Origin of the sequence: Flavobacterium sp. N1719 (assembly GCF_025947045.1) — a bacterium.
GTDB classification, from domain to species: Bacteria; Bacteroidota; Bacteroidia; order Flavobacteriales; family Flavobacteriaceae; genus Flavobacterium; species Flavobacterium stagni.
Genome location: NZ_CP109993.1, coordinates 2,986,515 through 3,008,030, shown reverse-complemented (window position 1 = coordinate 3,008,030; position 21,516 = coordinate 2,986,515). Strand labels below are relative to the sequence as shown.

The 21,516-nt window shown below is 41.4% G+C and carries 19 protein-coding genes; 8 read left to right on the top strand and 11 right to left on the bottom strand.

Going from position 1 to position 21,516, the window contains the following annotated elements; translation table 11 throughout:
* Window position 1 precedes the first annotated feature (1 nt).
* A complete protein-coding gene (locus OLM45_RS13075; RefSeq protein WP_264510857.1) occupies window positions 2-292 on the bottom strand; it encodes a hypothetical protein in 291 nt (96 codons plus the stop codon).
* 194 nt (window positions 293-486) lie between these two features.
* Between OLM45_RS13075 and OLM45_RS13070 the strand changes: the two genes are divergently transcribed.
* The 3 genes from OLM45_RS13070 to OLM45_RS13060 are packed head-to-tail and all read left to right on the top strand — an operon-like array spanning window position 487 to window position 5,367.
* Window positions 487-2,175, top strand: a complete 1,689-nt coding sequence (locus OLM45_RS13070) for a M23 family metallopeptidase (RefSeq protein WP_264510855.1) — start codon at window positions 487-489, stop codon at window positions 2,173-2,175.
* 5 nt (window positions 2,176-2,180) lie between these two features.
* Window positions 2,181-4,640 (top strand): TonB-dependent receptor, encoded by a 2,460-nt coding sequence (locus tag OLM45_RS13065; protein ID WP_264510853.1) that lies wholly within the window; start codon window positions 2,181-2,183, stop codon window positions 4,638-4,640.
* A 7-nt stretch (window positions 4,641-4,647) separates the two neighbouring features.
* Window positions 4,648-5,367, top strand: a complete 720-nt coding sequence (locus tag OLM45_RS13060) for a hypothetical protein (protein WP_264510851.1) — start codon at window positions 4,648-4,650, stop codon at window positions 5,365-5,367.
* 166 nt (window positions 5,368-5,533) lie between these two features.
* On the opposite strand, the gene OLM45_RS13055 is transcribed toward OLM45_RS13060, so the two are convergent.
* Genes OLM45_RS13055 through OLM45_RS13040 form a run of 4 tightly spaced genes read right to left on the bottom strand, consistent with a single transcriptional unit; the run spans window position 5,534 to window position 10,655 of the window.
* Window positions 5,534-7,387, bottom strand: a complete 1,854-nt coding sequence (locus OLM45_RS13055) for an ABC transporter ATP-binding protein (RefSeq protein WP_264510849.1) — start codon at window positions 7,385-7,387, stop codon at window positions 5,534-5,536.
* Window positions 7,387-9,114, bottom strand: coding sequence for a phospho-sugar mutase (locus OLM45_RS13050; RefSeq protein ID WP_264510847.1), 1,728 nt, complete (start codon window positions 9,112-9,114; stop codon window positions 7,387-7,389). The genes OLM45_RS13055 and OLM45_RS13050 overlap by 1 nt, the downstream gene beginning before the upstream one ends.
* Before the next feature lie 49 nt (window positions 9,115-9,163).
* The gene (locus OLM45_RS13045; RefSeq protein WP_264510844.1) at window positions 9,164-10,114 is read right to left on the bottom strand and encodes a glycosyltransferase family 2 protein; all 951 of its coding nucleotides are present in this window, start codon (window positions 10,112-10,114) and stop codon (window positions 9,164-9,166) included.
* Window positions 10,115-10,118: 4 nt separating this feature from the next.
* Window positions 10,119-10,655 carry a DUF4199 domain-containing protein gene (locus OLM45_RS13040; protein ID WP_264510842.1) on the bottom strand — a complete coding sequence of 179 codons (537 nt, stop codon included), beginning with the start codon at window positions 10,653-10,655 and terminating at the stop codon, window positions 10,119-10,121.
* Between the two features lie 229 nt (window positions 10,656-10,884).
* Here OLM45_RS13040 and OLM45_RS13035 point away from each other — a divergent pair, with 229 nt between their 5' ends.
* From OLM45_RS13035 to mtaB, 3 genes are all read left to right on the top strand, one after another.
* Entirely contained in the window at window positions 10,885-11,136 is a 252-nt protein-coding gene (locus OLM45_RS13035) for a type B 50S ribosomal protein L31 (RefSeq protein ID WP_129461385.1), read from the top strand.
* A 104-nt stretch (window positions 11,137-11,240) separates the two neighbouring features.
* On the top strand, window positions 11,241-12,416 hold the full coding sequence (locus OLM45_RS13030) for a GlmU family protein (protein ID WP_264510840.1): 1,176 nt from the start codon (window positions 11,241-11,243) through the stop codon (window positions 12,414-12,416).
* 168 nt (window positions 12,417-12,584) lie between these two features.
* Window positions 12,585-13,913, top strand: a complete 1,329-nt coding sequence (gene mtaB / locus OLM45_RS13025) for a tRNA (N(6)-L-threonylcarbamoyladenosine(37)-C(2))-methylthiotransferase MtaB (protein WP_264510838.1) — start codon at window positions 12,585-12,587, stop codon at window positions 13,911-13,913.
* 3 nt (window positions 13,914-13,916) lie between these two features.
* On the opposite strand, the gene OLM45_RS13020 is transcribed toward mtaB, so the two are convergent.
* Window positions 13,917-14,258, bottom strand: a complete 342-nt coding sequence (locus OLM45_RS13020) for a hypothetical protein (RefSeq protein ID WP_129461390.1) — start codon at window positions 14,256-14,258, stop codon at window positions 13,917-13,919.
* 59 nt (window positions 14,259-14,317) lie between these two features.
* Complete coding sequence (locus OLM45_RS13015; protein ID WP_129461558.1) at window positions 14,318-14,593, bottom strand: GNAT family N-acetyltransferase; 276 nt, start codon at window positions 14,591-14,593, stop codon at window positions 14,318-14,320.
* Between the two features lie 113 nt (window positions 14,594-14,706).
* On the opposite strand from OLM45_RS13015, the gene OLM45_RS13010 reads away from it, so the two are divergent.
* Both OLM45_RS13010 and OLM45_RS13005 read left to right on the top strand, forming a co-directional pair.
* Entirely contained in the window at window positions 14,707-15,366 is a 660-nt protein-coding gene (locus tag OLM45_RS13010) for an alpha/beta hydrolase (RefSeq protein ID WP_264510836.1), read from the top strand.
* A 97-nt stretch (window positions 15,367-15,463) separates the two neighbouring features.
* The gene (locus OLM45_RS13005; RefSeq protein ID WP_164974911.1) at window positions 15,464-16,357 is read left to right on the top strand and encodes a lytic transglycosylase domain-containing protein; all 894 of its coding nucleotides are present in this window, start codon (window positions 15,464-15,466) and stop codon (window positions 16,355-16,357) included.
* A 532-nt stretch (window positions 16,358-16,889) separates the two neighbouring features.
* On the opposite strand, the gene OLM45_RS13000 is transcribed toward OLM45_RS13005, so the two are convergent.
* The 4 genes from OLM45_RS13000 to OLM45_RS12985 all read right to left on the bottom strand — a co-directional run bounded on the left by OLM45_RS13000 (window position 16,890) and on the right by OLM45_RS12985 (window position 21,472).
* The gene (locus OLM45_RS13000; RefSeq protein ID WP_264510834.1) at window positions 16,890-19,355 is read right to left on the bottom strand and encodes a cation-translocating P-type ATPase; all 2,466 of its coding nucleotides are present in this window, start codon (window positions 19,353-19,355) and stop codon (window positions 16,890-16,892) included.
* Window positions 19,356-19,408: 53 nt separating this feature from the next.
* The gene (locus tag OLM45_RS12995) at window positions 19,409-19,813 is read right to left on the bottom strand and encodes a hypothetical protein (protein ID WP_264510832.1); all 405 of its coding nucleotides are present in this window, start codon (window positions 19,811-19,813) and stop codon (window positions 19,409-19,411) included.
* Between the two features lie 69 nt (window positions 19,814-19,882).
* On the bottom strand, window positions 19,883-20,332 hold the full coding sequence (locus OLM45_RS12990) for an Hsp20/alpha crystallin family protein (RefSeq protein WP_264510830.1): 450 nt from the start codon (window positions 20,330-20,332) through the stop codon (window positions 19,883-19,885).
* Between the two features lie 90 nt (window positions 20,333-20,422).
* Window positions 20,423-21,472, bottom strand: a complete 1,050-nt coding sequence (locus OLM45_RS12985) for a cyclic nucleotide-binding domain-containing protein (protein ID WP_264510828.1) — start codon at window positions 21,470-21,472, stop codon at window positions 20,423-20,425.
* Window positions 21,473-21,516 lie beyond the last annotated feature (44 nt).

The window sequence follows — 21,516 nt, the reverse complement described above, 5'->3', positions numbered from 1 at the left end:
TTTAATCAGCCAATTGGGCAATACAATAATCGATTTCTCGTATCAGTGCATTGATCTTAAGCTTGGTATCTCGTTTATATTCGTCACTGCCCAGTAACGCGTTGGTCATTTTGAGCGCTTCAAAGTCCTTTACTACATTTTCCTTTGCGGATTTATGGAGTTGGATTTCTTCGACAGAAACCTTTAGCTGCTGCTGTAATGCCTGATTTTTAAGTTCTAAATCGTCGATCTTTGCGAACAACTTTTGAACTTTTTTTTCCAGTGCATCAATGATTTCCGTGATTTCACTCATAAGTGACGTGTTTCGTTACTTTATCCCACAAATTTATAATTCTGACATCATTAAACCAATAAAAACCATAAAAAATAAAATTTATTTTACAACATTAGGATAAAGATTTGCCTTTCAGGATTTTGGAAATTCTTAACAGCTTTCGTTTTTAACTCCAAATCCCTTTTGTTATCTTAGCCAAAATTGTGGATTGTATGCGCTGGATGCTATTTTTTTGTTTCTCAACTACTTATCTTTTTAGTCAGAATTACCCTCAGGATTATTTTCAAGCGCCCTTGGATATTCCGTTGCAACTGTCAGGGAACTTCGGCGAATTACGGCCCAATCACTTTCATGCAGGGTTTGATTTTAAAACCCAACAACGGGAAGGGCTGAATGTCTATGCAGCCGCAGAAGGCTATGTGTCCCGCATTAAAATTGCTACCAATGGTTATGGAAAAGCGATTTACATTACCCATCCGAATGGATACACCACTGTTTATGGCCATTTGCAAAAAGCAGTAGGCGCCCTAGAAGCTAAAATTCAAGAATTGCAATATGCTGAAAAATCCTTTGCGGTTGAAGCCTATTTTAAACCAGGTGAATTGCCCGTAAAAAAAGGGGAACTCATCGCTATTTCAGGGAATACAGGAGGTTCGGATGGGCCGCATTTGCATTTTGAATTTCGGGATTCAAAAACCGAGAAAATTATAAATCCATTGTATTTTGGCATTCCGATCAAAGATACCAAAGCGCCTACAATTGCCAATTTAATGGTGTATCCTGTGGGTGCCAATTCCGTGGCCAATGAATCCAAACGTCCCACCTTGTTAAGTCTGTCCTTACAAGCCGATGGTTCGTATTTGGCGCAAAAAGTGAAAGCAACGGGAACCATTGGATTTGCCATCAATGCCTACGATCGCGATGATGTTTCATTCAATAATAATGGGACGTTTTTCACTCAATTGTCGCACAACGGAACGCCTACCTTCGAAGTTTTGTTTGATCAAATGCCATTCGATGAAGCGCGCTATGTCAATGCATTTATCGATTATGAACGGTATAAGAAGTCGCACCAACGTTTTCAGAAACTCTTTTACAATTATCCCTATGCGTGGTCCAATTTGCGGAATGTGAGGGAGGGTGGACTCATCAATGTTTCTCCCAATTTTGTGTCGATTGAACGGATTGAGGTGTCCGATTTTAATGGAAATAAAGTACGAGTTGACATTCCCGTAGAATATTCCAATGTGCCGGCAAAAATCGAGGAGGGTGGAATCAAAACACCCTATTTTATCAAATGCAAAACCGATGCTTTGTTTGAAAAAGAAAACGCGACCGTATATTTTCCGGCTCAAACGTTTTACGATGATTTTTATTTGCAGTTTGAGGTGAAAAATGGGGAAGTACAAGTGCATCAAGATATTGTTCCCGCTCATAATTCGTTTACGGTGACGATTCGCGACGAATCCGTTCCGGTTGCTTTGCGCTCAAAAACCTACATCGCCTCCGTAAATGGAGCAAAATTAGGATTCAATACAACAAATGTGGAAGGTGCCACGTTTAGTATTCGCACCCGAACTTTAGGAAAGTTTAAATTGGCCCAAGATGTTTTACCGCCCAAAATCGTTTGGTACAAACAACCTAAAAATAAAGATTGGACCGCATCCAAAAGCCTGAATTTAACGATTTCGGATGATCAAACGGGTGTGGCCAAAGTAAACGGCTACATCAATAATCAATGGGTGTTGTTTGAATACGAACCCAAACTAAAACGAATCACTCATGTGTTTGACGACCGATTTTTAAATGATGGTGCCAATAATTTGAAAATTGAAGTGGTCGACCATGTCGGAAATTCGACTATATTTGAATCAACATTTAACCGAACCAAGAAAAAATAACGATTTTGTCAATTCATAAATTACTTTATTCGCTGTTGTTTACATTCGTAGCTACAGTAACTTTCGCACAAACCGGGAAAATAACGGGTGTGGTTTTGGATGAAAATAACAAACCGATTGAAGGTGTTAACGTTTCGACACTTTCCACATCAGTGACCACCGATGCCTATGGATTTTACGTCATCGAAGTTCCCGCCCAACAAAAAGTCACCATCAATTTTAAGCACGTCGCTTTTAAAATGGTTACCCAAAATTTTGAAGTGCAACCCAAAGAAGTGTTGGAATTTAATCCGGTGATGGATAGTGAATACGAGCAATTGGGACAAGTCGTAATTAGTGGTGTTCGACCCAGAGCAACCGGTGTGATTACCGTTACCCCTGAAGTAGTTCGCAAAATTCCGGGATTGAATGGTGGGGTTGAAAATATATTAAAAATATTGGGTGCCAATGGTAACAGCGACATGAGTACGCAGTATTCGGTTCGTGGTGGAAATTACGATGAAAACTTGGTCTATGTAAATGAAGTCGAAATCTACCGCCCATTTTTGATTCGTTCGGGTCAACAAGAAGGATTGAGCTTTGTGAATAGTGATTTGATTCAAAAAATTGACTTTTATGCCGGTGGTTTTGAAGCCAAATACGGGGATAAAATGTCGTCTGTATTGGATATTACCTACGAAAAGCCCAAGGAGTTTGGGGCCAGTCTCGATGCCAGTTTTTTAGGTGGAGCACTGTCAGCTAAAGGGATTTCAAAAGATAAAAAATGGAGTGCCATTGGTGGTGTTCGGTACCGCGATAATTCTTTATTGGTGAATAGTCAGGAGACACAAACCAATTACCGTCCACGCTATATGGACGGACAGTTGAATGTGAATTTTATGCCTTCGGAAAAATGGAACCATAGTTTTTTAGGAAATGTCTCCTTGAACCGGTACAACTACCAACCGTTGACACGACAAACGAATTTTGGAACCTTGGACGAACCCATTGCGTTGCAAATTTTTTACGAAGGACAAGAGGACGACCGTTATCAAACCTTGTTTGGGGCTTACAAAACGACTTTTAAACCGAATGATAATAACAATTACCGTTTTATCGCTTCGGCTTACCATACGCAAGAACAAGAATATTTCGACATCGATGCGTCTTATTTCTTAGGCGAAGTAGATGCCAATATCGGGTCGGAAACGTTTGGTAATGTTACGTTTAATCGGGCGATTGGATCCCAATTAAATCACGCACGCAACAACTTGGATGCGTTGATTTTTAATGCTGAAATCAAAGGGTCCAACAACCAAACCGGAAAACATCGCTTTGATTGGGGTGTAAAATATACCCACGAAAATATCCGCGACCGTATTGTAGAATGGGAAGTGATTGATTCTGCTGGATTTTCTTTGAATCCGCCAGTGATTGATATTCCTGTGGACCAACCGTATCATCCGTATATCGGACCTTTAGTGCCGTATCAAAATGTACGTGCTACTAATTTTGTAGATATTAATCGTTTTTCCGGTTATGCACAATGGAATACGCGAACCCGTTTACGTCGTGGGACATTGATTGCTACAGCGGGTGTACGTGCCCACAATTGGACGGTTTCGGGACAAAATATAGCCTCCAAATCGCAAACTGTGTTTAGTCCGCGCGTACAATTGGCATATAAGGTTGATGGAAAAGATCTTTTGTACCGTTTTTCAACCGGATTCTATTACCAACCGCCGTTTTACCGTGAATTGCGGGATCAATTTGGGGTCGTGAATCCCAATGTGAAAGCCCAGCAATCGTTTCATGTGGTTTTGGGTAATGAATACGGATTTAAAATGTGGGAACGTCCCTTCCGTTTGGTGAGTGAGTTGTATTACAAAGACATGCAAGATGTCAATACCTATACATTAGAAAATGTGCGTATTCGTTACCGTGCCAACAATGATGCGGTGGCGTATGCTTACGGTTTGGATGTGCGTTTGAACGGAGAATTTGTAAAAGGAACGGAATCGTGGTTTACTTTCGGGTATATGAAAACGGAAGAAAACCAAAACAACCGCGGATATATTGCGCGTCCTACGGACCAACGTTTAAAATTTGGGATTTTGTTCCAGGATTATATGCCCAATATTCCAAATCTAAAATTGTACATGAATATTGTGTACAATACCGGTTTACCGGGCGGTTCACCTTCGTATGCAGATGCGTATACGTACCAAAGTCGCCTACGCGACTACCGCCGTGCTGATGTTGGGTTTTTCTATGTATTTACGGAGAAAAACGCGCAACGTCCGAACGGACATTGGTTGAAGAAATTCAAGGATCTCTCGTTGGGATTTGAGATTTACAATATGTTCAATAATCAGAATGCCATTACGAATACGTGGGTGCGCGATGCATATACCAAAAATCAATACGGCATTCCCAATTATATGACAACACGAGTGTTTAATTTGCGTTTAACCGCGCGTTTATAACAGACCTATGAAAAAGTTGGGAGGAATTGCACTTGGAATACTTACGGTATTGGTTGTGGGATGTAAAAATGACCAACCGCTACCCAAAGTAATTTATGATAAAAAAGACCAGGCCGCTAAAGCTGAAAAAAAAGAAAGTGATACACTGACTTTGGTCGACTTACCCATACAGTTTGATGGTACGCAAGTTTTGCTGTTTCCTGTTGGGAAGGTGGCGATGTATGAAGACAAAGGGTTGAAAGAAACTACGTATTCCGAAATTCCGAGTCATACGGTTTCCAATTCCAGCGAATTTGAAATTGCCGGAACGATGACTAATTTGAAATTTCAAGTCAAAGATACCGACAGTTTGCGGGTTCTTACAGATAAAAAGGTATTGATCAGTCGGGTGAGTTATTTATCGGCATTATCGGCCAGTATCAAGAAGCAATTGTTGGTCTATGAAATGGAAGATGCCGACACGAATCAAGACGGTGCAATCAATGAAAGTGATATTCACGGATTGTATATTAGTGCGTTAGACGGAACAGGATTTCAAAAGATTTCCCCTGATTTGCAAGAAGTGATTGGTTGGAACGTGATTCATCAACGCGGACGTTTGTATTTTCGAACCTTAGAAGATGCGAATAAAAATGGCGCCTTTGACAAATCCGATATCGTGCATTATTTTTATGTGGATTGCAAAGTCAATCCGTTGCAAGTACACGAATATTTTCCGCTGCAATAGCGGATTTTTTTTTGAAAAAGGCAGGTGATTTTCAGCCCCGGGCGCAACGGCATCCTTTATGGAGCGGAGCGGAGTAAAGATACAGTGGAGCACGGGAAGGTACGATTTCAATACCCATTCGTGTGCTGCCAAAAAAAAAGACCTTCCGAAGAATGTCTTTTTTTATTTAGGCTTGTTCAAAACTTTGAAGGGATACCAGTTTGGAGTAAGTCTCGTCCAGCGCTAGGAGTTCGGCGTGTGTGCCTTGCTCGACAATCTGACCTTTGTGCATCACTACGATCAAGTCGGCGTTTTGAATGGTCGACAGACGGTGAGCAATCACAACTGAGGTTCGGTTTTGCATCATGTTTTCTAATGCCACTTGCACTAATTTTTCACTTTCAGTGTCGAGTGCTGAAGTGGCTTCATCGAGAATCATGATCGGCGGATTCTTTAACACCGCGCGGGCAATGGAAAGGCGTTGTTTTTGTCCGCCCGAGAGTTTACCTCCCGCGTCGCCAATACCGGTTTCAATGCCTTCGGGCAACTCTTTTACAAACTCATAGGCGTTGGCCACTTTGAGTGCGTTGATGATTTCCTCGTCGGTCGCATCGGGCTTCCCAATTAAGAGATTGTTTTTGATGGTATCGTTGAAAAGTATGGATTCTTGGGTAACCAAACCAATGTTTTTGCGGAGCGAATGCATGGTGATGTGGTGCAATTCGTGGCCGTCGATGGCGATGTATCCGTCGTTGATGTCGTAGAAACGCGTTAATAAATTGGCGATCGTACTTTTACCCGAACCCGATTGGCCCACCAAAGCGATGGTTTTTCCTTTGGGGATAGTGAGGGAAAAGTTTTTCAAGACCAATTCGTCGGTATAGCCAAAGTTGACATTTTTCAGGGTAATGTTCTCTTTGAATTCCCCCATTTCTCGCGCATCAGCAGGGTCAGTGATGGAATTTTCAACGGCTAAGATTTCAAAAACCCGTTCGGCCGCAGCCAAACCGCTTTTTACCGAGTAGGAGGCTTTCGAAATTCCTTTGGCGGGTGTTAAAATGTTGTAGGCTAATCCCATATACGTTAGGAATTTCGCTGCATCCAATAGTGGTTTTCCGTCCAAACCACGATCCACCAAAACCATGTTTCCACCGAACCATAACAAGACGGCAATTACAATGATGCCCAAGAATTCACTCATCGGCGACGCCAAATTGTTTTTGCGGCCAATACTGTTGGAAAGTTTAAGAATGCGTTCTACGGAATCTTTGAATTTCTTTGAAAAACTGGCTTCTGCATTATAACCTTTGACGACTTTCATTCCGGAAAGCGTTTCCTCTACTACTGAGATTAAAAATCCACCTTCACTTTGAACATTCACCGATTTGGTTTTCAATGTTTTCCCGATTCTAGAAATGATAAATCCTGAAATAGGAATGAAGAAGAACACAAAAAGGGTGAGTTTGATGCTTATCGCAACCATAGCACAAATGGTGAAAAGAATGGTCATGGGTTCTTTAACGACAAGTTCGAGGATATTAAAAAATGAATTTTGTACTTCATTAATGTCCCCGAGCATGCGCGCCATTACATCGCCTTTGCGCTTTTCAGAATAATAGGAAATGGGAAGCGAAATAATTTTATCATAGACTTCATTACGAATGTCTCGTAATACACTGTTTTTAATCACGGTTAAGTGATTGCTCGCTAGATAATTGAATAAATTTTTGAGTAAGAAAGTTGAAATAACTAAGCAAACTACTAAGAAAAGGGCATATTGTGAACCGTTGGTCTCTGTGAGTCGCGTGATATAGAAATACAGCGATTGTTTTCCGTAATTCATAATGTCCCAGATGCCATGGTATACCGGTTTTTTGGTGACACGCTCTGCTTGGTTGAATAAAACCTGGAGCATTGGAATCATGGAAATAAAGGACAGCGTACTAAACAACGCGTAAAAGATATTGAATACGATATTCCAAACTACATGATGTTTGTAGTTCTTCATATACGGAAGTATTCGTTTTAAATTTGGATCCATTAGTGTAACTGCATTGCAGCGATTATGTTTTTAATTTTTTGGTCTAATTCAGCTTCTACCAAGTCAATCTCGTCGAGCGATAACACAGGCGCATTGACACTAAAATAGAATTTGATTTTGGGTTCGGTCCCGCTAGGTCGCGCACAAATCTTACTACCGTCTTCCAAATAGTAAATCAATACATTGGATTTGGGGATGGTAATGTTAAATTCGGTTCCGTTCATGATATCGCGTCCTTTGGACGTTTGATAATCTTCGATACACACCACGCGTTGGCCGTTGATTTCTGCCACCGGATTTTCACGTAAGTCTACCATCATTTGGTTGATTTCTTGTAAGCCCGAAATACCTTTTTTGGTCAGGGAAATCAGGTGTTCTTTATAGAATCCGTGGTCCACGTAGAGGTTTAATAATTCTTGGTAAAGCGAACTTCCTGATGCTTTGGCTTGAGCGGCAATTTCGCACACCAACAAAGTAGCACCTACGGCATCTTTATCGCGTACGGCATCACCGACCATGAATCCGAAACTCTCTTCACCACCACCGATGAATTGGAGTTCGGGGAAGTCTTTGATGAATTTGGCGATCCATTTGAATCCGGTTAAACCGACTTTGCATTCCACATCATAAGCAGCCGCCAATTCCAACATCATAGGAGTTGATACTATGGTGGAGCCAATGAACTGTTTGCCGTTGATTTTTCCGGCGCGTTTCCATTGTTCCAACAAATAGGCGGTCATGATGACCATGGTTTGGTTTCCGTTTAACAAGACCAATTCGTTGTTGGTATTGCGGACAGCAACGCCCAATCGGTCGGAGTCGGGATCAGTTCCCACCACGATATCAGCGCCAATTTCGTTGGCCAACGCCAAGGCCATGGTTAAGGCTTCGGGTTCTTCGGGGTTGGGTGATTTTACAGTAGGGAAGTCGCCGTTGGGTTCGGCTTGTTCTTTTACAATATTCAAATCGGTATAGCCTGCAGCGGTTAATACGGCAGGAATCGCTTTGATGGAGGTGCCGTGTAACGAAGTGTACACAATTTTCAATCCTTCACGCGCTTCTTTTGGCGTATTGAAACTCGCATTGGCAAGGGTAGAGGCTACAAAGGCTTCATCGATAGCCGTGTCAATGTATTCAATCAAATTGTCATTGGCTTCAAAGCGAATGTCGGCGTAATTGAGGGCTTCAATCACTTGGATAATTTCGCCGTCTTGTGGCGGAACCAATTGTCCACCGTCTTGCCAATATACTTTGTATCCGTTGTATTCAGGTGGATTGTGAGAGGCTGTCAACACAATACCAGCATGACAATTTAAATGTTTTAAGGCAAATGATAATTCAGGTGTTGGGCGCATTTCAGAGAACAAATAGACATGAATTCCATTGGCTGAAAATACATCGGCGACAACTTTGGCAAGCGTATCGCTGTTGTGACGGCAATCGTAAGCAATGGCCACTTTTAAGGCTTCACCCGGAAAACTTTTGATTAAATAATCCGAAAGTCCTTGGGTGTTTTTTCCTAAGGTATATTTGTTGATGCGGTTAGTGCCCACGCCCATAACGCCACGCATCCCGCCCGTTCCGAATTCGAGGTTTTTATAAAAACTTTCTTCCAATTCTTTTGGGTTGGAAGCCATCATTTCGCGGATAGCCGCTTGGGTATGTTCGTCAAAGGTTGGGGTCAACCATTCGTTTACTTTGTCTAAAACGTGCGATTCAATTTGCATTTTAATAAGTTTTTAAATCCAAAAGTGTTGTGTTGAGTTTAAAAAACAATTAGCGTTCTTCCGCAATTTTATAGCGTTCTTCGTTGCTTTTGGTGCGAAGGATAATTTCGCCCAAGAAACCGGCTAAGAACAATTGGGTTCCAATAATCATGGACGTCAGCGCAATATAAAATAACGGGTTGCTCGTCACTAATATGGTATGGAAACCGGTATATAATTTAATCAATTTCACGGCAATGATAATTCCGGTAGAAATAAATCCGAGTACAAACATCAAGGCTCCGAAAGCGCCGAACAAGTGCATCGGACGTTTGCCGTAACGCGATAGGAACCAAATGGTAATGAGGTCCAAAAAGCCGTTGATAAAACGACTCATGCCAAATTTGGATTCCCCGTATTTACGGGCTTGGTGGATGACTACCTTTTCGCCAATTTTGTTAAACCCTGCATTTTTAGCAAGTACAGGAATGTAGCGGTGCATTTCACCCGAAACTTCTACGTTTTTTACCACAAGGTTGCGGTACGCTTTTAAACCACAGTTGAAGTCATTCAAGTAGACACCCGAAGTTTTTCGAGCCGCCCAGTTGAATAATTTCGACGGTAGGTTTTTGGTCACCACGTTATCGTAGCGTTTTTTCTTCCAACCCGAAACCAAGTCGAAGTTTTCTTCGGTGACCATTTTGAACAAGCCTGGAATCTCATCCGGACTGTCTTGAAGGTCGGCATCCATCGTAATTACCACATCGCCTTGGGCACGGGCAAAGCCGGCATGAAGCGCTTGCGATTTACCATAGTTGCGGAAAAAACGAATTCCTTTTACGTTGGAATTTTCCTGGCACAAGCCTTCAATGACGTTCCAAGATTGGTCGGTACTTCCATCGTCGATGAAAAGGACTTCGTAAGTGTATTGATTTTCATCCATTACCTTTTTAATCCACTTGTGGAGTTCAGGCAAGGATTCTTGTTCGTTGAGTAACGGGATAATAATGGAAATATTCATCTACTTAGAAAGTGGCTTGTTCTTTTTTTACAATGAGGCCGACAATGGTTCCGTGAATTAATCCCACAAAGCTGTACATAATAATTGAGGAAGGAATTAAAACATAGGGCTTCATGAATTTTTCCATGATGGATAAACTCATTTCCATTTGTTCTTTGCTCAAATTCGGGTTTTGTTGGATGGTGATGCTACGTATTTTTTCCATCAATTCAGGGATGAAATCTGGGAAGACAATCGTGAAAATCCAAAAGAAAATACTGTAAATCAAGGCCGCAATGGCACCCATTCCCACCGTAATTTTTATTGCTTCTCCGATAGAAATGAATCCATTATTATTACTTTTGAATGCATTTGACGCCATGTAGCCTAGAGCAAATGGCAAGATTAAGAAGTTCAATAAATTAATAACAAGTCCGTACGTTTTATTGGTTTGTGGATCAATGTTCATCACATAACCCACCACAAATTCTAACACCATTACGATGCCGAATAAAGCCCCGTAATTTAAAATCGTTTTTCCAACTGTAGTTTTTTGTTCCATGTTTGTTAAGTATTGGTAAGATTCAACCCGCAAATATAGTGAATCTGCCGTAACGTTTTTCGGATTTTCGGATTAAAAAAAAGTGATTTTGAGTTTGATAATTGAAAATTAGTTGTATTTTTGCACACTCAAAATTAAAAGGATTAATAAAAAGTTGCAGCCGGCTAATACCTTTTGATTGAAAAGCATCAAGGCCAACTGCTTCATAACTAATAAAAAGATTTACAAGATGAAACAAGGTATTCACCCAGAAAATTACAGATTAGTAGCTTTCAAAGATATGTCAAACGAGGATGTATTTATCACAAAGTCTACTGTTGAAACTAAAGAAACAATTGTTGTAGACGGAGTAGAATATCCGGTTTATAAAATGGAGATTTCAAGAACATCGCACCCATTTTACACTGGTAAATCAAAACTAATCGATACTGCCGGACGTATTGATAAATTCAAAACGAAATACGCTAAACACGGTAAGTAATTTGATATTTATTGTGTGTTCAAATACAAAGAGACCATCCTTCGGGGTGGTTTTTTTATTGCCTAAAACTTCGTACTTTTGACGCTTTAGCTGAATAAACTACCATGAATTATATTCTTTTCGACGGTCCCGTCCGTACTGCCTTACTCCCGTTTACCTTTACCCGTCCTGTATGTGATATTCGCGTTGGGATTTTGACGATTCGTGAAAAATGGGAAAAACATTTGGGGTACACCACCACAACTTTAACGGAAGATTATTTGTCTGAAAAGTTTCCCATGGTGGAAATGGAGGCCAATGTGATGATTAACGGTGCCTATTTCCCAAACCCTGTTTTGGTGGAAATGGTGCGTAATTTGGAACCCAACCAAGCCATCTTTCGTGGAGAAGATGTTATTGCTTTTTACACCACAGATTCGCAAGAGGAAGTAGATTTCGATACCTATGAAATTCTAGAGTATACCGATGACTGTTTGAAAATCGAACATACCTGGGATATTTTTGCTAAAAATGATGCGGCCATTCGCGAGGATTTCGAATTCTTAACGGCCGATCGTCATTCGCAACCCATTCCGAAGTCGGTTAATGTGATTGCTCCCGAAAACATTTTTATTGAAGAAGGCGCGCGTCTCGAGTTTGTGACGTTGAATGCGTCTACGGGTCCGATTTACATTGGTAAAAATGCCGAAATCATGGAAGGTTCTGTAATTCGCGGACCGTTTGCCTTGTGCGAAGAAGCCCAAGTGAAGTTGGCGACCAAGATATATGGAGCGACTACTGTAGGGCCGCATAGCCGTGTGGGTGGTGAAGTAAGCAATTCGGTTTTATTTGCCTATTCCAATAAAGGGCACGATGGTTTCTTAGGGAATTCGGTGTTGGGCGAATGGTGTAACATTGGTGCCGACAGCAACAATTCCAATTTGAAAAACAACTACGAGGAAGTTCGCTTATGGAGCTACGAAACCGAGGGTTTTGCACGCACCGGACTCCAATTCTGTGGCTTGATGATGGGTGACCACAGCAAGTGCGGGATCAATACCATGTTCAATACCGGAACGGTTGTGGGTGTTTCTTCGAATATCTTCGGATCGGGATTCCCGCGCAACTTTGTCCCTAGTTTTAGTTGGGGCGGCGCTTCAGGGATGACGACCTATCTCACGAGCAAGGCGTTTCAAACCGCCAAAATCGTTATGGCACGCCGTCATGTGGAATTTGACGAAGTCGAAGCCCGTATTTTGGAACATGTGTTTGAGGAGACGAAGAAATATCGGAAGGAATAAGAGTTGATTTGAAAATTTGAAAATTTTTAGATTTGAAAATTTCTATTCGCTCTTAAGAAAAGCGCTGGTTTTCTTTGTGATTTATAATTCACTCCATTTTTTACGCTAAAAATCTGTACCTTTGCGGCCGCAATCACTTGACAACGATTTCTAGGGTTGTGTACATTTATGGAACAGCAAAAAAAAGTAGCCTTTTATACCTTAGGCTGTAAGCTCAATTTCTCCGAAACATCTACCATCGCGAGAAATTTTCAAGATGAAGGATTCGAACGTGTCGACTTTGAAGACGTAGCCGATATCTATGTAATCAATACGTGTTCGGTGACGGATAATGCCGATAAACAATTCAAACAAGTTATAAAGAAAGCCTTAAAGCTCAACGAAAAAGCGTTTGTGGCAGCCGTGGGTTGTTATGCCCAATTGAAACCGGAAGAACTTGCCGCTGTTGATGGTGTGGACTTGGTCTTGGGTGCTACTGAAAAATTCAAAATCACCGATTATATTAACGATTTGTCCAAAAACGACTTGGGCGAAGTGCATTCTTGTGAAATTGAAGAAGCGGACTTCTATGTGGGCAGCTATTCCATCGGTGATCGTACGCGTGCGTTTTTGAAAGTGCAAGACGGCTGTGATTATAAATGTACCTATTGTACGATTCCATTGGCGCGTGGTATTTCTCGTAGTGATACCATGGCGAATGTGTTGCAAAACGCCGCTGAAATCGCTAAACAAGGCATCAAAGAAATCGTCTTGACGGGCGTCAACATTGGGGATTATGGTAAGGGCGAATTTGGGAACAAAAAACACGAACATACTTTTTTAGAATTGGTACAAGCCTTGGATCAAGTGGAAGGTATTGAGCGATTGCGTATTTCGTCGATCGAACCCAATTTGCTGAAAAACGAAACCATTGAGTTTGTCGCCCAGAGTCGGACATTTGTACCGCATTTCCATATTCCCTTACAATCGGGCAGCAATGCTATTTTGAAAAAAATGAAGCGCCGTTATATGCGCGAACTCTATTCAGAACGGGTTGCTACAATTCGTGAAGTGATGCCGCATGCCTGTATTGGCGTGGATGTGATTGTAGGTTTTCCGGGTGAAACGGACGAGCATTTTTTGGAAACCTATCATTTTTTGAACGAACTCGATATTTCCTATTTGCATGTTTTCACCTATTCCGAACGCGATAATACCGAAGCGGCTTTGATGGACGGTGTAGTACCGAATAATGTACGCGCTAAACGCAGTAAGATGTTGCGTGGCTTGTCGGTCAAAAAACGCCGCGCCTTTTATGAAAGTCAGTTGGGAACTACCCGCACGGTTTTATTTGAAGGGGAAAACAAAGAAGGCTACATCTATGGGTTTACCGAAAACTATGTGAAAGTAAAAACACCTTGGAATCCCGAATTGGTGAATACGTTACACGAAGTGCAGTTGACGCATATAGACGAAGACGGTGGTGTGCGAATTGCGTTTGTGAATGTTCCGGTGTAATTTCTAATACTTCGACCGAAAATGCAATCGCGTGATGCGGTAGACACCGTAGCCGTAGATTTCGACAAATTCGTATTTATGGCGACCGGGGTTTTTAAAATCGATGATTTTCTCGGCCGCGATTTCGTAATATACACCAGCGCCTTCAAGCATAAAACGGTTTCCCACATTGCGGTAGGCCGAACGCACGAGTTGGAACTCGGATAAGTTCCAAGTGGTATTTTCAGCCTCGACTTCTTCGGTACTGGTCATGAGACCTTCGGTGATTTCGGTAGCGCAACCGTAGTATTTTTCGATGTGTTCAAAAAAATCGAGAATGTTGTCGCGTAGTTCTTCGGTGTTCATGGTTTAAAGATAAAAAAAAGCCGCTTCTGTAGAAACGGCTTTATCAATAACTTATTTTGTTAGATACGAATTCCAGGGGGAAGCAAATCGCGATAGGTGGGATGCTTCCGCATAAATGCAGCTACTTTAGGGAAAACGGGAACGACTTTCAATTTGCGTTCGTAGGCGATTTCCATAATGTTTTTCAATAAATCGGTGATGAAGGCTTCATCTTCCGTACCGTTAATGCGGGTCAAGAAAATCTTTTTTTCTTGAAAGGAATACTCAACAGAAACCATTTCGCCGTTGAACGTCGTCTCAAATTGACGTGCAAAGGTATTGTCCTTAATTTCCATTTGTTCCAAAATTAACTCTGAGTTCATCTTCTTTTCGTAGTATTCATTAATTTTATGCAAATTTCGGAATAATTTAGAAACTTTGCACCCTTTAAAGCGTTAAATCTTTGTGTATGACCCGAATTCCGGTTTACTTCATGCCCGGACTCGCCGCGAGTTCCTCCATTTTTGAACGAATCCAATTGCCCGAAGACCAGTTTGAAGTGCATTTGTTGGAATGGTTTTTACCCGAACCCAATGAATCGTTGGCGGCTTATGCCCAACGGATGGCGGCTCAGGTTACCGATCCAACGGCCCTTTTGGTGGGTGTTTCCTTTGGAGGGATTCTTGTACAAGAGATGAAAGCGTTTCTGCAACCGCGAAAGGTGGTGATTATTTCGAGTGTAAAATCCAATCGCGAATTCCCGCGCAAGTTCAAGGTGGCCCGAACCACCAAGGCCTATAAACTGATCCCGACGGGATTGCTGCAGGATGTCGAACTCTTGGTTAAGTTTGCTTTTGGGGAGACGCTGAAGCGCAAGTTGCATTTGTATGAGCAGTTTTTGCACATGCGCGACAAGCGCTATTTGGATTGGGCGATCGAGCAAGTCATGTGTTGGGAGCGCACCGAAGTGGATCCCACCGTGATTCATATTCACGGTACGCAGGATGAGGTTTTTCCTCCGAAATACCTTAAAAATTATGTGCCTGTCAAAGACGGAACGCATGCGATGATCTTGAGTAAATACCGTTGGTTGAACGCGCATTTACCCGCAATTTTACTACAAGAATAGGGGGAGTGGACTGAAATTTGTAGTTTTGCAAAAGAATCGTGCGGTGCCTATACGAAACCGCTGTATTCTTACGTTGGACTACAAAAAACTGGCCCTTATGAAATCGATACGTTGGATGGCAACCGGTGCGTTAGCTGTTGTAATTACTGGATTGTTTGTTTTCGCTATTTCTGGCGAAGAAAAGAAGCACTTATTTAAAGAAGGTACGGCTCAGTATTTCCCTGCGAAAGTCGATTTTGCGGGCGAAGCGACACCCTTGCATCTGGCCGACGTGAAAGAACGTTTTGATCGGGAATTGTTGGTGAATGCCAATTTACATTCGTCGACCATTTTAATTATGAAGCGCGCCAATCGGGCTTTTCCTGTGATCGAACCCATTTTGAAGCAATACGGGGTACCCGATGATTTCAAGTATTTGGCGGTGATTGAAAGTGCCTTGTTGAATGCGGTTTCGGCTTCGGGGGCGCGTGGCGTATGGCAGTTTATGCCCGATACGGCTAAGGAAAAAGGCATGGAGGTGAGCGAAACGGTAGACGAGCGGTACCATTTGCAAAAATCAACAGAGGCGGCGTGTAAATATTTATTGGCCGCCAAAAATAAATTTGGTTCCTGGACGATGGCGGCAGCGAGTTATAACGGCGGTATGAACGGTTTGTCTCGAAAACTGGAAGAGCAAGGGGTAACCGATTATTACGATTTGTTATTAACCGACGAAACCCACCGTTATGTGTTCCGTATTTTGGCTTTAAAAGAAATCATGCAACATCCCGATTTGTATGGGTTTGACGTGAGTCAGCATGAATTGTATGAAAATTTACCAACCAAAATCGTGGAAGTCGACAGTTCGATCAACGATTTGGCCAAGTTCGCCAAACTACAAGGCGTGAACTATAAAATCTTAAAAATCCATAACCCCTGGTTGCGCGACAAGAAGTTGGCGAATCCTGGGAAAAAGAAATACCAGATTGAGATACCCACTAAGGGATATTAAGAATTTTGAATTATAAAATTCCAAATCTCAAATTCCAAATCTCAAATTCCAAATCACAAATTCCAAATTCCAAAACTCAAATTCCAAAACTCAAATTCCAAATTTCAAATTCCAAATTCCTCCCGAAGTTTCGGGACCAAATCTCAAATTTCTGCCGAAGGTTCGGGACCAAATATTAAAAACTAAATCCCAAATCTCAGACTCCGATGGCGGTTTTACATCGTCTATTCGGTTAAAGTCTCGAGTACAATCCGAGCTCGTATAGTACAAAGCAAAAACGACAACGTTTTGATGTGGTTTTGTTTATTTTTGATAAATGTTATATATGCATATTTATAGTATTAGTACGGATTGTAAATCCGCGCGATCGGGATTACTTAGGTTCCTTTAAGTGCTATTTTGTTTTCTTTAGCATGAAATGTTGCAACACTTTCGAATGAAGGCGAGTTCATGAAGTTTTCATTTTTGAAGCAAAAAAGAAGGAAGGTTGGAAGGGCTAGGGATGCATTATTGATTATAGAAACAAATTAGTTTATTGGCTAATTCGTATTTTACTCCCTTCCAGTAATAGGAAAATGGACAAATAGCTCCCGAGAATGTATATTGTCATGGAAAGGGAGAGTGCTTCGATTTGAAAGATTTGCTGCAAGAAAGGTTGGGAAAAGAGTATTCCTGTGATGGTTGTTGTGATTAATACAATAGCGAATAGCGGCTTGTTGGGTTGTTTGTAAAAGTGTCCTATCGAACGTGTTTTGGAAATCATATTAAGTGTTAACACTAGACCGGAGCTGATAAGGCATAAGAAAATGAGGCCGCGTAGTGTTTTTTCATTGGCGCCATGGTAGAGGTAGTGGGTAAATAGAATGCACATCACTACAGCCATAAGACTTCCTTTGATAATTCCGGAGATCCATAAGGATTGGTCCAGAAAGCGGGCGTTTCGTTTGTGTGGTGGTTGGGTCATGCTGTTTTTTTCCTCGGCTTCATTTTCAAAAGCAATTGCACAAATGGGATCTATGATTAATTCAAGAAAAACTATATGCATGGGAAAAAGTAGCAGGGGTACAGCAGTATTGATTATTGGAATTACAGTAACGGTGAGGATAGGGATGTGAACCGCAATGATGAATCCGAAGGCTTTTTTGATATTGTCCATGACTCTTCTGCCCAAAAGGAGTGCTTTGGGAAGTGCGTTCAAATTGTCTTCTAAAACAATCAGTGCTGCTGCTTCTCGGGCTACATCTGTTCCTTTTTGCCCCATAGCTATTCCAACTTGAGCGGCCCGCAAAGCACCGGCATCATTTACGCCATCTCCTGTCATGGCCACAATGTCTCCGTTTTGTTTCAACGCTTCGATGATCCGAATTTTTTGGTCAAATCGTATGCGGGCAAAAATGCTGCAGTGTTGTACGTTTCTTTGCAACGCCTGATCCTCCATTTTTTCTAATTGATTTCCATCGATATATTCTAGGCTATCCCATTGCAGTTTTTGTGCGATGTGTTGTGCCGTAATAGGGTGGTCTCCCGTGAGTAGGATAGGCCGAATTCCCGCCTTGTGAAGCATTTGAACTACTTGTAATGCTTCAGGGCGAAGGGGGTCGGCAAATGCAATAAATCCCCTGAAAGTAAAGGAAAGTGTGGAGAGGTGCTGAGGGATGGGGGCTGTCCAAGACTGGATTTGGGCAATAGCGATTACACGGTACCCTTCGTTAACTAATCCCTCCAAACTAAGTTGCCAACGCGCTTTTTCTTCAGGGGATCCGGTACAATGTTGGATTACCCATTCAGGCGCTCCTTTTAGGGCAATTTGGAAATGGGTATTTTCCGTGTTGTAACGAATTTGTGCAGTTGCAGGAAAGTTGGCTTCTACAGTGAATTCTTGGATTGCAGGTGGAAATTGAGGGCTATTTATTTGCTTGCGGTAGGTTTGCAAAAGTGAACGATCGATGGCGTCTGTTTTCATTTCTTGTGCCGCTTGTGTAGCTAGTGATAAAATAGCACAACTTTCGTCATCCTCCCAGGGCTTGTCTTCTGTTGGACTGTAGCGTGTTCCCTCGGGGGAGGCAATTTTTACTATAGCCATTTTGTTTTGGGTGAGTGTCCCTGTTTTATCCATACCGATTACGGTTATAGCTCCCATTGTTTCAAGTGTCTCAGGGCGTTGCGCAACTATTTTAATTTGTGCTAATCGCCATGCTCCAAAGGCGGTAAATAAAAAAAAGACTACGGGAAATTCTTCGGGAATAAGTGCTATAGCAGTGGATAGTCCGGTTAATACGGCATTGATCAAATGGCCGCGCGTACAGGTAAGATAAATGACTAAAAATAGGGTATAGAGAAGACCAATGATGAAGAAAACTTTGATTAATTGTTGCATTTCCTTTTGACTAGCTGGAGATGAGGCTACTAATGGGTTTATGGTTTTCTCCATTTTTCCGAGGGTACTCCAATTTCCAATTGCAGTAACGATTGCTTGTCCTTTACCACTAGTGACTACGGTTCCTCCAATTAATTTGTCTTCAATAGCTTTGAGGATGGGTAAAGATTCTCCGGTAATCATGGATTCATCAGTATACAGCTGTGTAGCTGCGACCAATTTTGCATCGGCGCCAATACGTGTTCCCTCTTGGATGTTTAGCAGGTCTCCGGGAACGAGATCTCTGCCCGGGATGCGTTGGGCTTTGCCGTCGCGAATCACTTCAACGTAAGGAGTTTGCAGTTCTTTGAGGGCGGTTAGTGTTTTTTGGGTTTTTCGGAATTGGTAGTAGCTGATGACAATCATTAAAACCAGAGAAATAGTAAGTGCACTGCCCTCTATTCGATTTCCCATGATCAGATAGAGTAGGTTACAAGTGATGAGTAAAAGAATCACGGGTTCCTTGACCATTTTCAATAATTGGTGGCCAAAACGCGGCTGTTTCGTGTCAGTCCATTCATTGAATCCCCATTGTTGGTGTTTTTCTCGAACTGTTTTCGAAGTAAGACCGGTTTTTAGCATTGTTATTTCTACCTTAAATGTTACATCAGTTGTTAAAAACGTGTGGTTGCGATTTAATCGTCACCATCTTCTATATTTCCATTCAATTCAATAAGGGCATGGAGCATTGCGGTTGCTTTGAGATGAACTGTTTTTTTCTGCCAATCAGAACAGTTAATTTGGTAAGCTGCTAGGGAATCGGCGGCTACTTGTAATGCGAATTGTTCTCTCAGGCTCCGTTGATAGGTTAACCGCAGTTTTTTTTTAAGTGTTCCTGTTGGAAGCTTTTGAAGGTGTAGGTTTAGCGTATCAAGTGCTTCTTGATTTGTAATTAATAAATCTTGAAGTGTAGCTGCTGTTCCGCCACATCGATCGGCGGCATTAGCGAGTTCGAATTCATATGGAGGTGAATTTTGACATTGAGTAAAACTACCGACAATGACCAAAAGGGAGCTGAGGTATCCGTTGAATTTATACATAAGGCGTTGTTTTTAAAAAAATCAAAAATCCCGCTACTGCGGGATTTAAGATCCGTCAAAAATTTTTGATTACCGTACAGGAATGGTTTGAGCGGGGAAATGCGTTCCTGATTCAAACTTTGGAAGTATTATTTGAAGTATGCCTTCAGCATAATCTGCCGTAATATTTTCCAATTGAAGGTCGTTGGGCAAGAGAAATGTGCGGTATAGGTTGAAGAAATTGAATTCTTGCAACAAGGTTCGCAATTTTTGGTGCCTTACGTTTCCTTTTTTTTCAACCCTTACGGTAATTTGGTTGTTTTTGACATGAATAGCAATATCTTTTTTCTCTAAACCAGGAATAACCATCGAAATAATGAATTTATTCTCATATTCTTCAATGTTTGTTGCTGGTGCTAAGGCATGAATATCATGTTCTAATAAGGGCTCACTCAAAGTATCATTCGCTGTCATTTCTTGAAGTAAAATTGTTTCAAGCGACGTATTGGGATGGGTTTTCAAATTGCGATTCCTAAGCATGATTTCTGGATTTTGCATAGTCAAAGTTAGGTAGGCATTATTTGTTTTATGTTGTTCTGAATCAGACTAAATCATGATGTTCGTCAGGTTTTAATTTTTCAAGTTTGAAAGTTTTTGAATTTGGATAATAATAATTCGATTTTGCTCTTTTCGTATTAGTCCTTCATTTTCAAAATCGGTGAGTGTTCGACTTACTGTTTCAGGTGTCGTTCCCGAGATATTGGCGAGTTCGTTCCTGCTCAAATGTATACTTTGCCCTTCGGGACAATAGGTTTTAAAGTAATTGATTAATGAATTTGCGATGCGTTTGCGTACCGAATCATAAGCTATTCGGATCAAATTTTCTTCGTTTTGGCTTGACTCATGGGACATTAATTTAATAAATTTCCCAGCCATGTCGGGATAATGTTCGATTAAACTTTCAAATTCATGGAGCGGTAATATACTTATTTCACAATCTGACATGGCTTCGGCATTATCGGTATGACTCTGCCCCGAGAATAAATTATTGAGTCCGATGTAGTCACCAGCCGAATGAATTCGAACCGTTAATTCGCGCCCATCTTGAGCAATTTTTGTGATTTTTATCGCCCCTTTATGAACGAAATAGATGCCAATTGCTTTATCCCCTTCATAGAATAGAATTTGTTTTTTTTTGATTTTTCGAAATTGCGATTGATCCCTCATTAAATCAAGGGCTAGTTTTCCTTGAATGCATAAAGGGGATTCCGTTGGTTCGGGTAATTGCGATTTAAAAAAATCCCGTTGGGTTTCATGTTTCTTTAAGCGAATGGCAATTGCATTCAATAATTGTACGTCATCAAAAGGTCGAAAAAGGTAATCATCAGCACCCAATTCCATACCTTTTCTCAACGATGTTTTTTGAAATTTATTTGTAAAAAAAACAAAGGGTATAGTAGCAGTTACTGCGTGGTGTGATAATTCGTAGATTACGCCAAAACCATCCAATTCTTGCATATTCACTTCACAGAGAATGATATCTGGATGGGAAGAGGTTACCATTTGTACACCTTCGGTACCACTGTTTGCCCAAACGACTTCATATCCAGCTATTTTGAGTAATTCGGTGAGGTAATGCCGATTTTCTCGGTGTTCCATGATGATTAAGATTCTGGCCATAGGCGTTGGATTTTTTGGCAGAGGTTAGTAAAAAAACAAAGCAT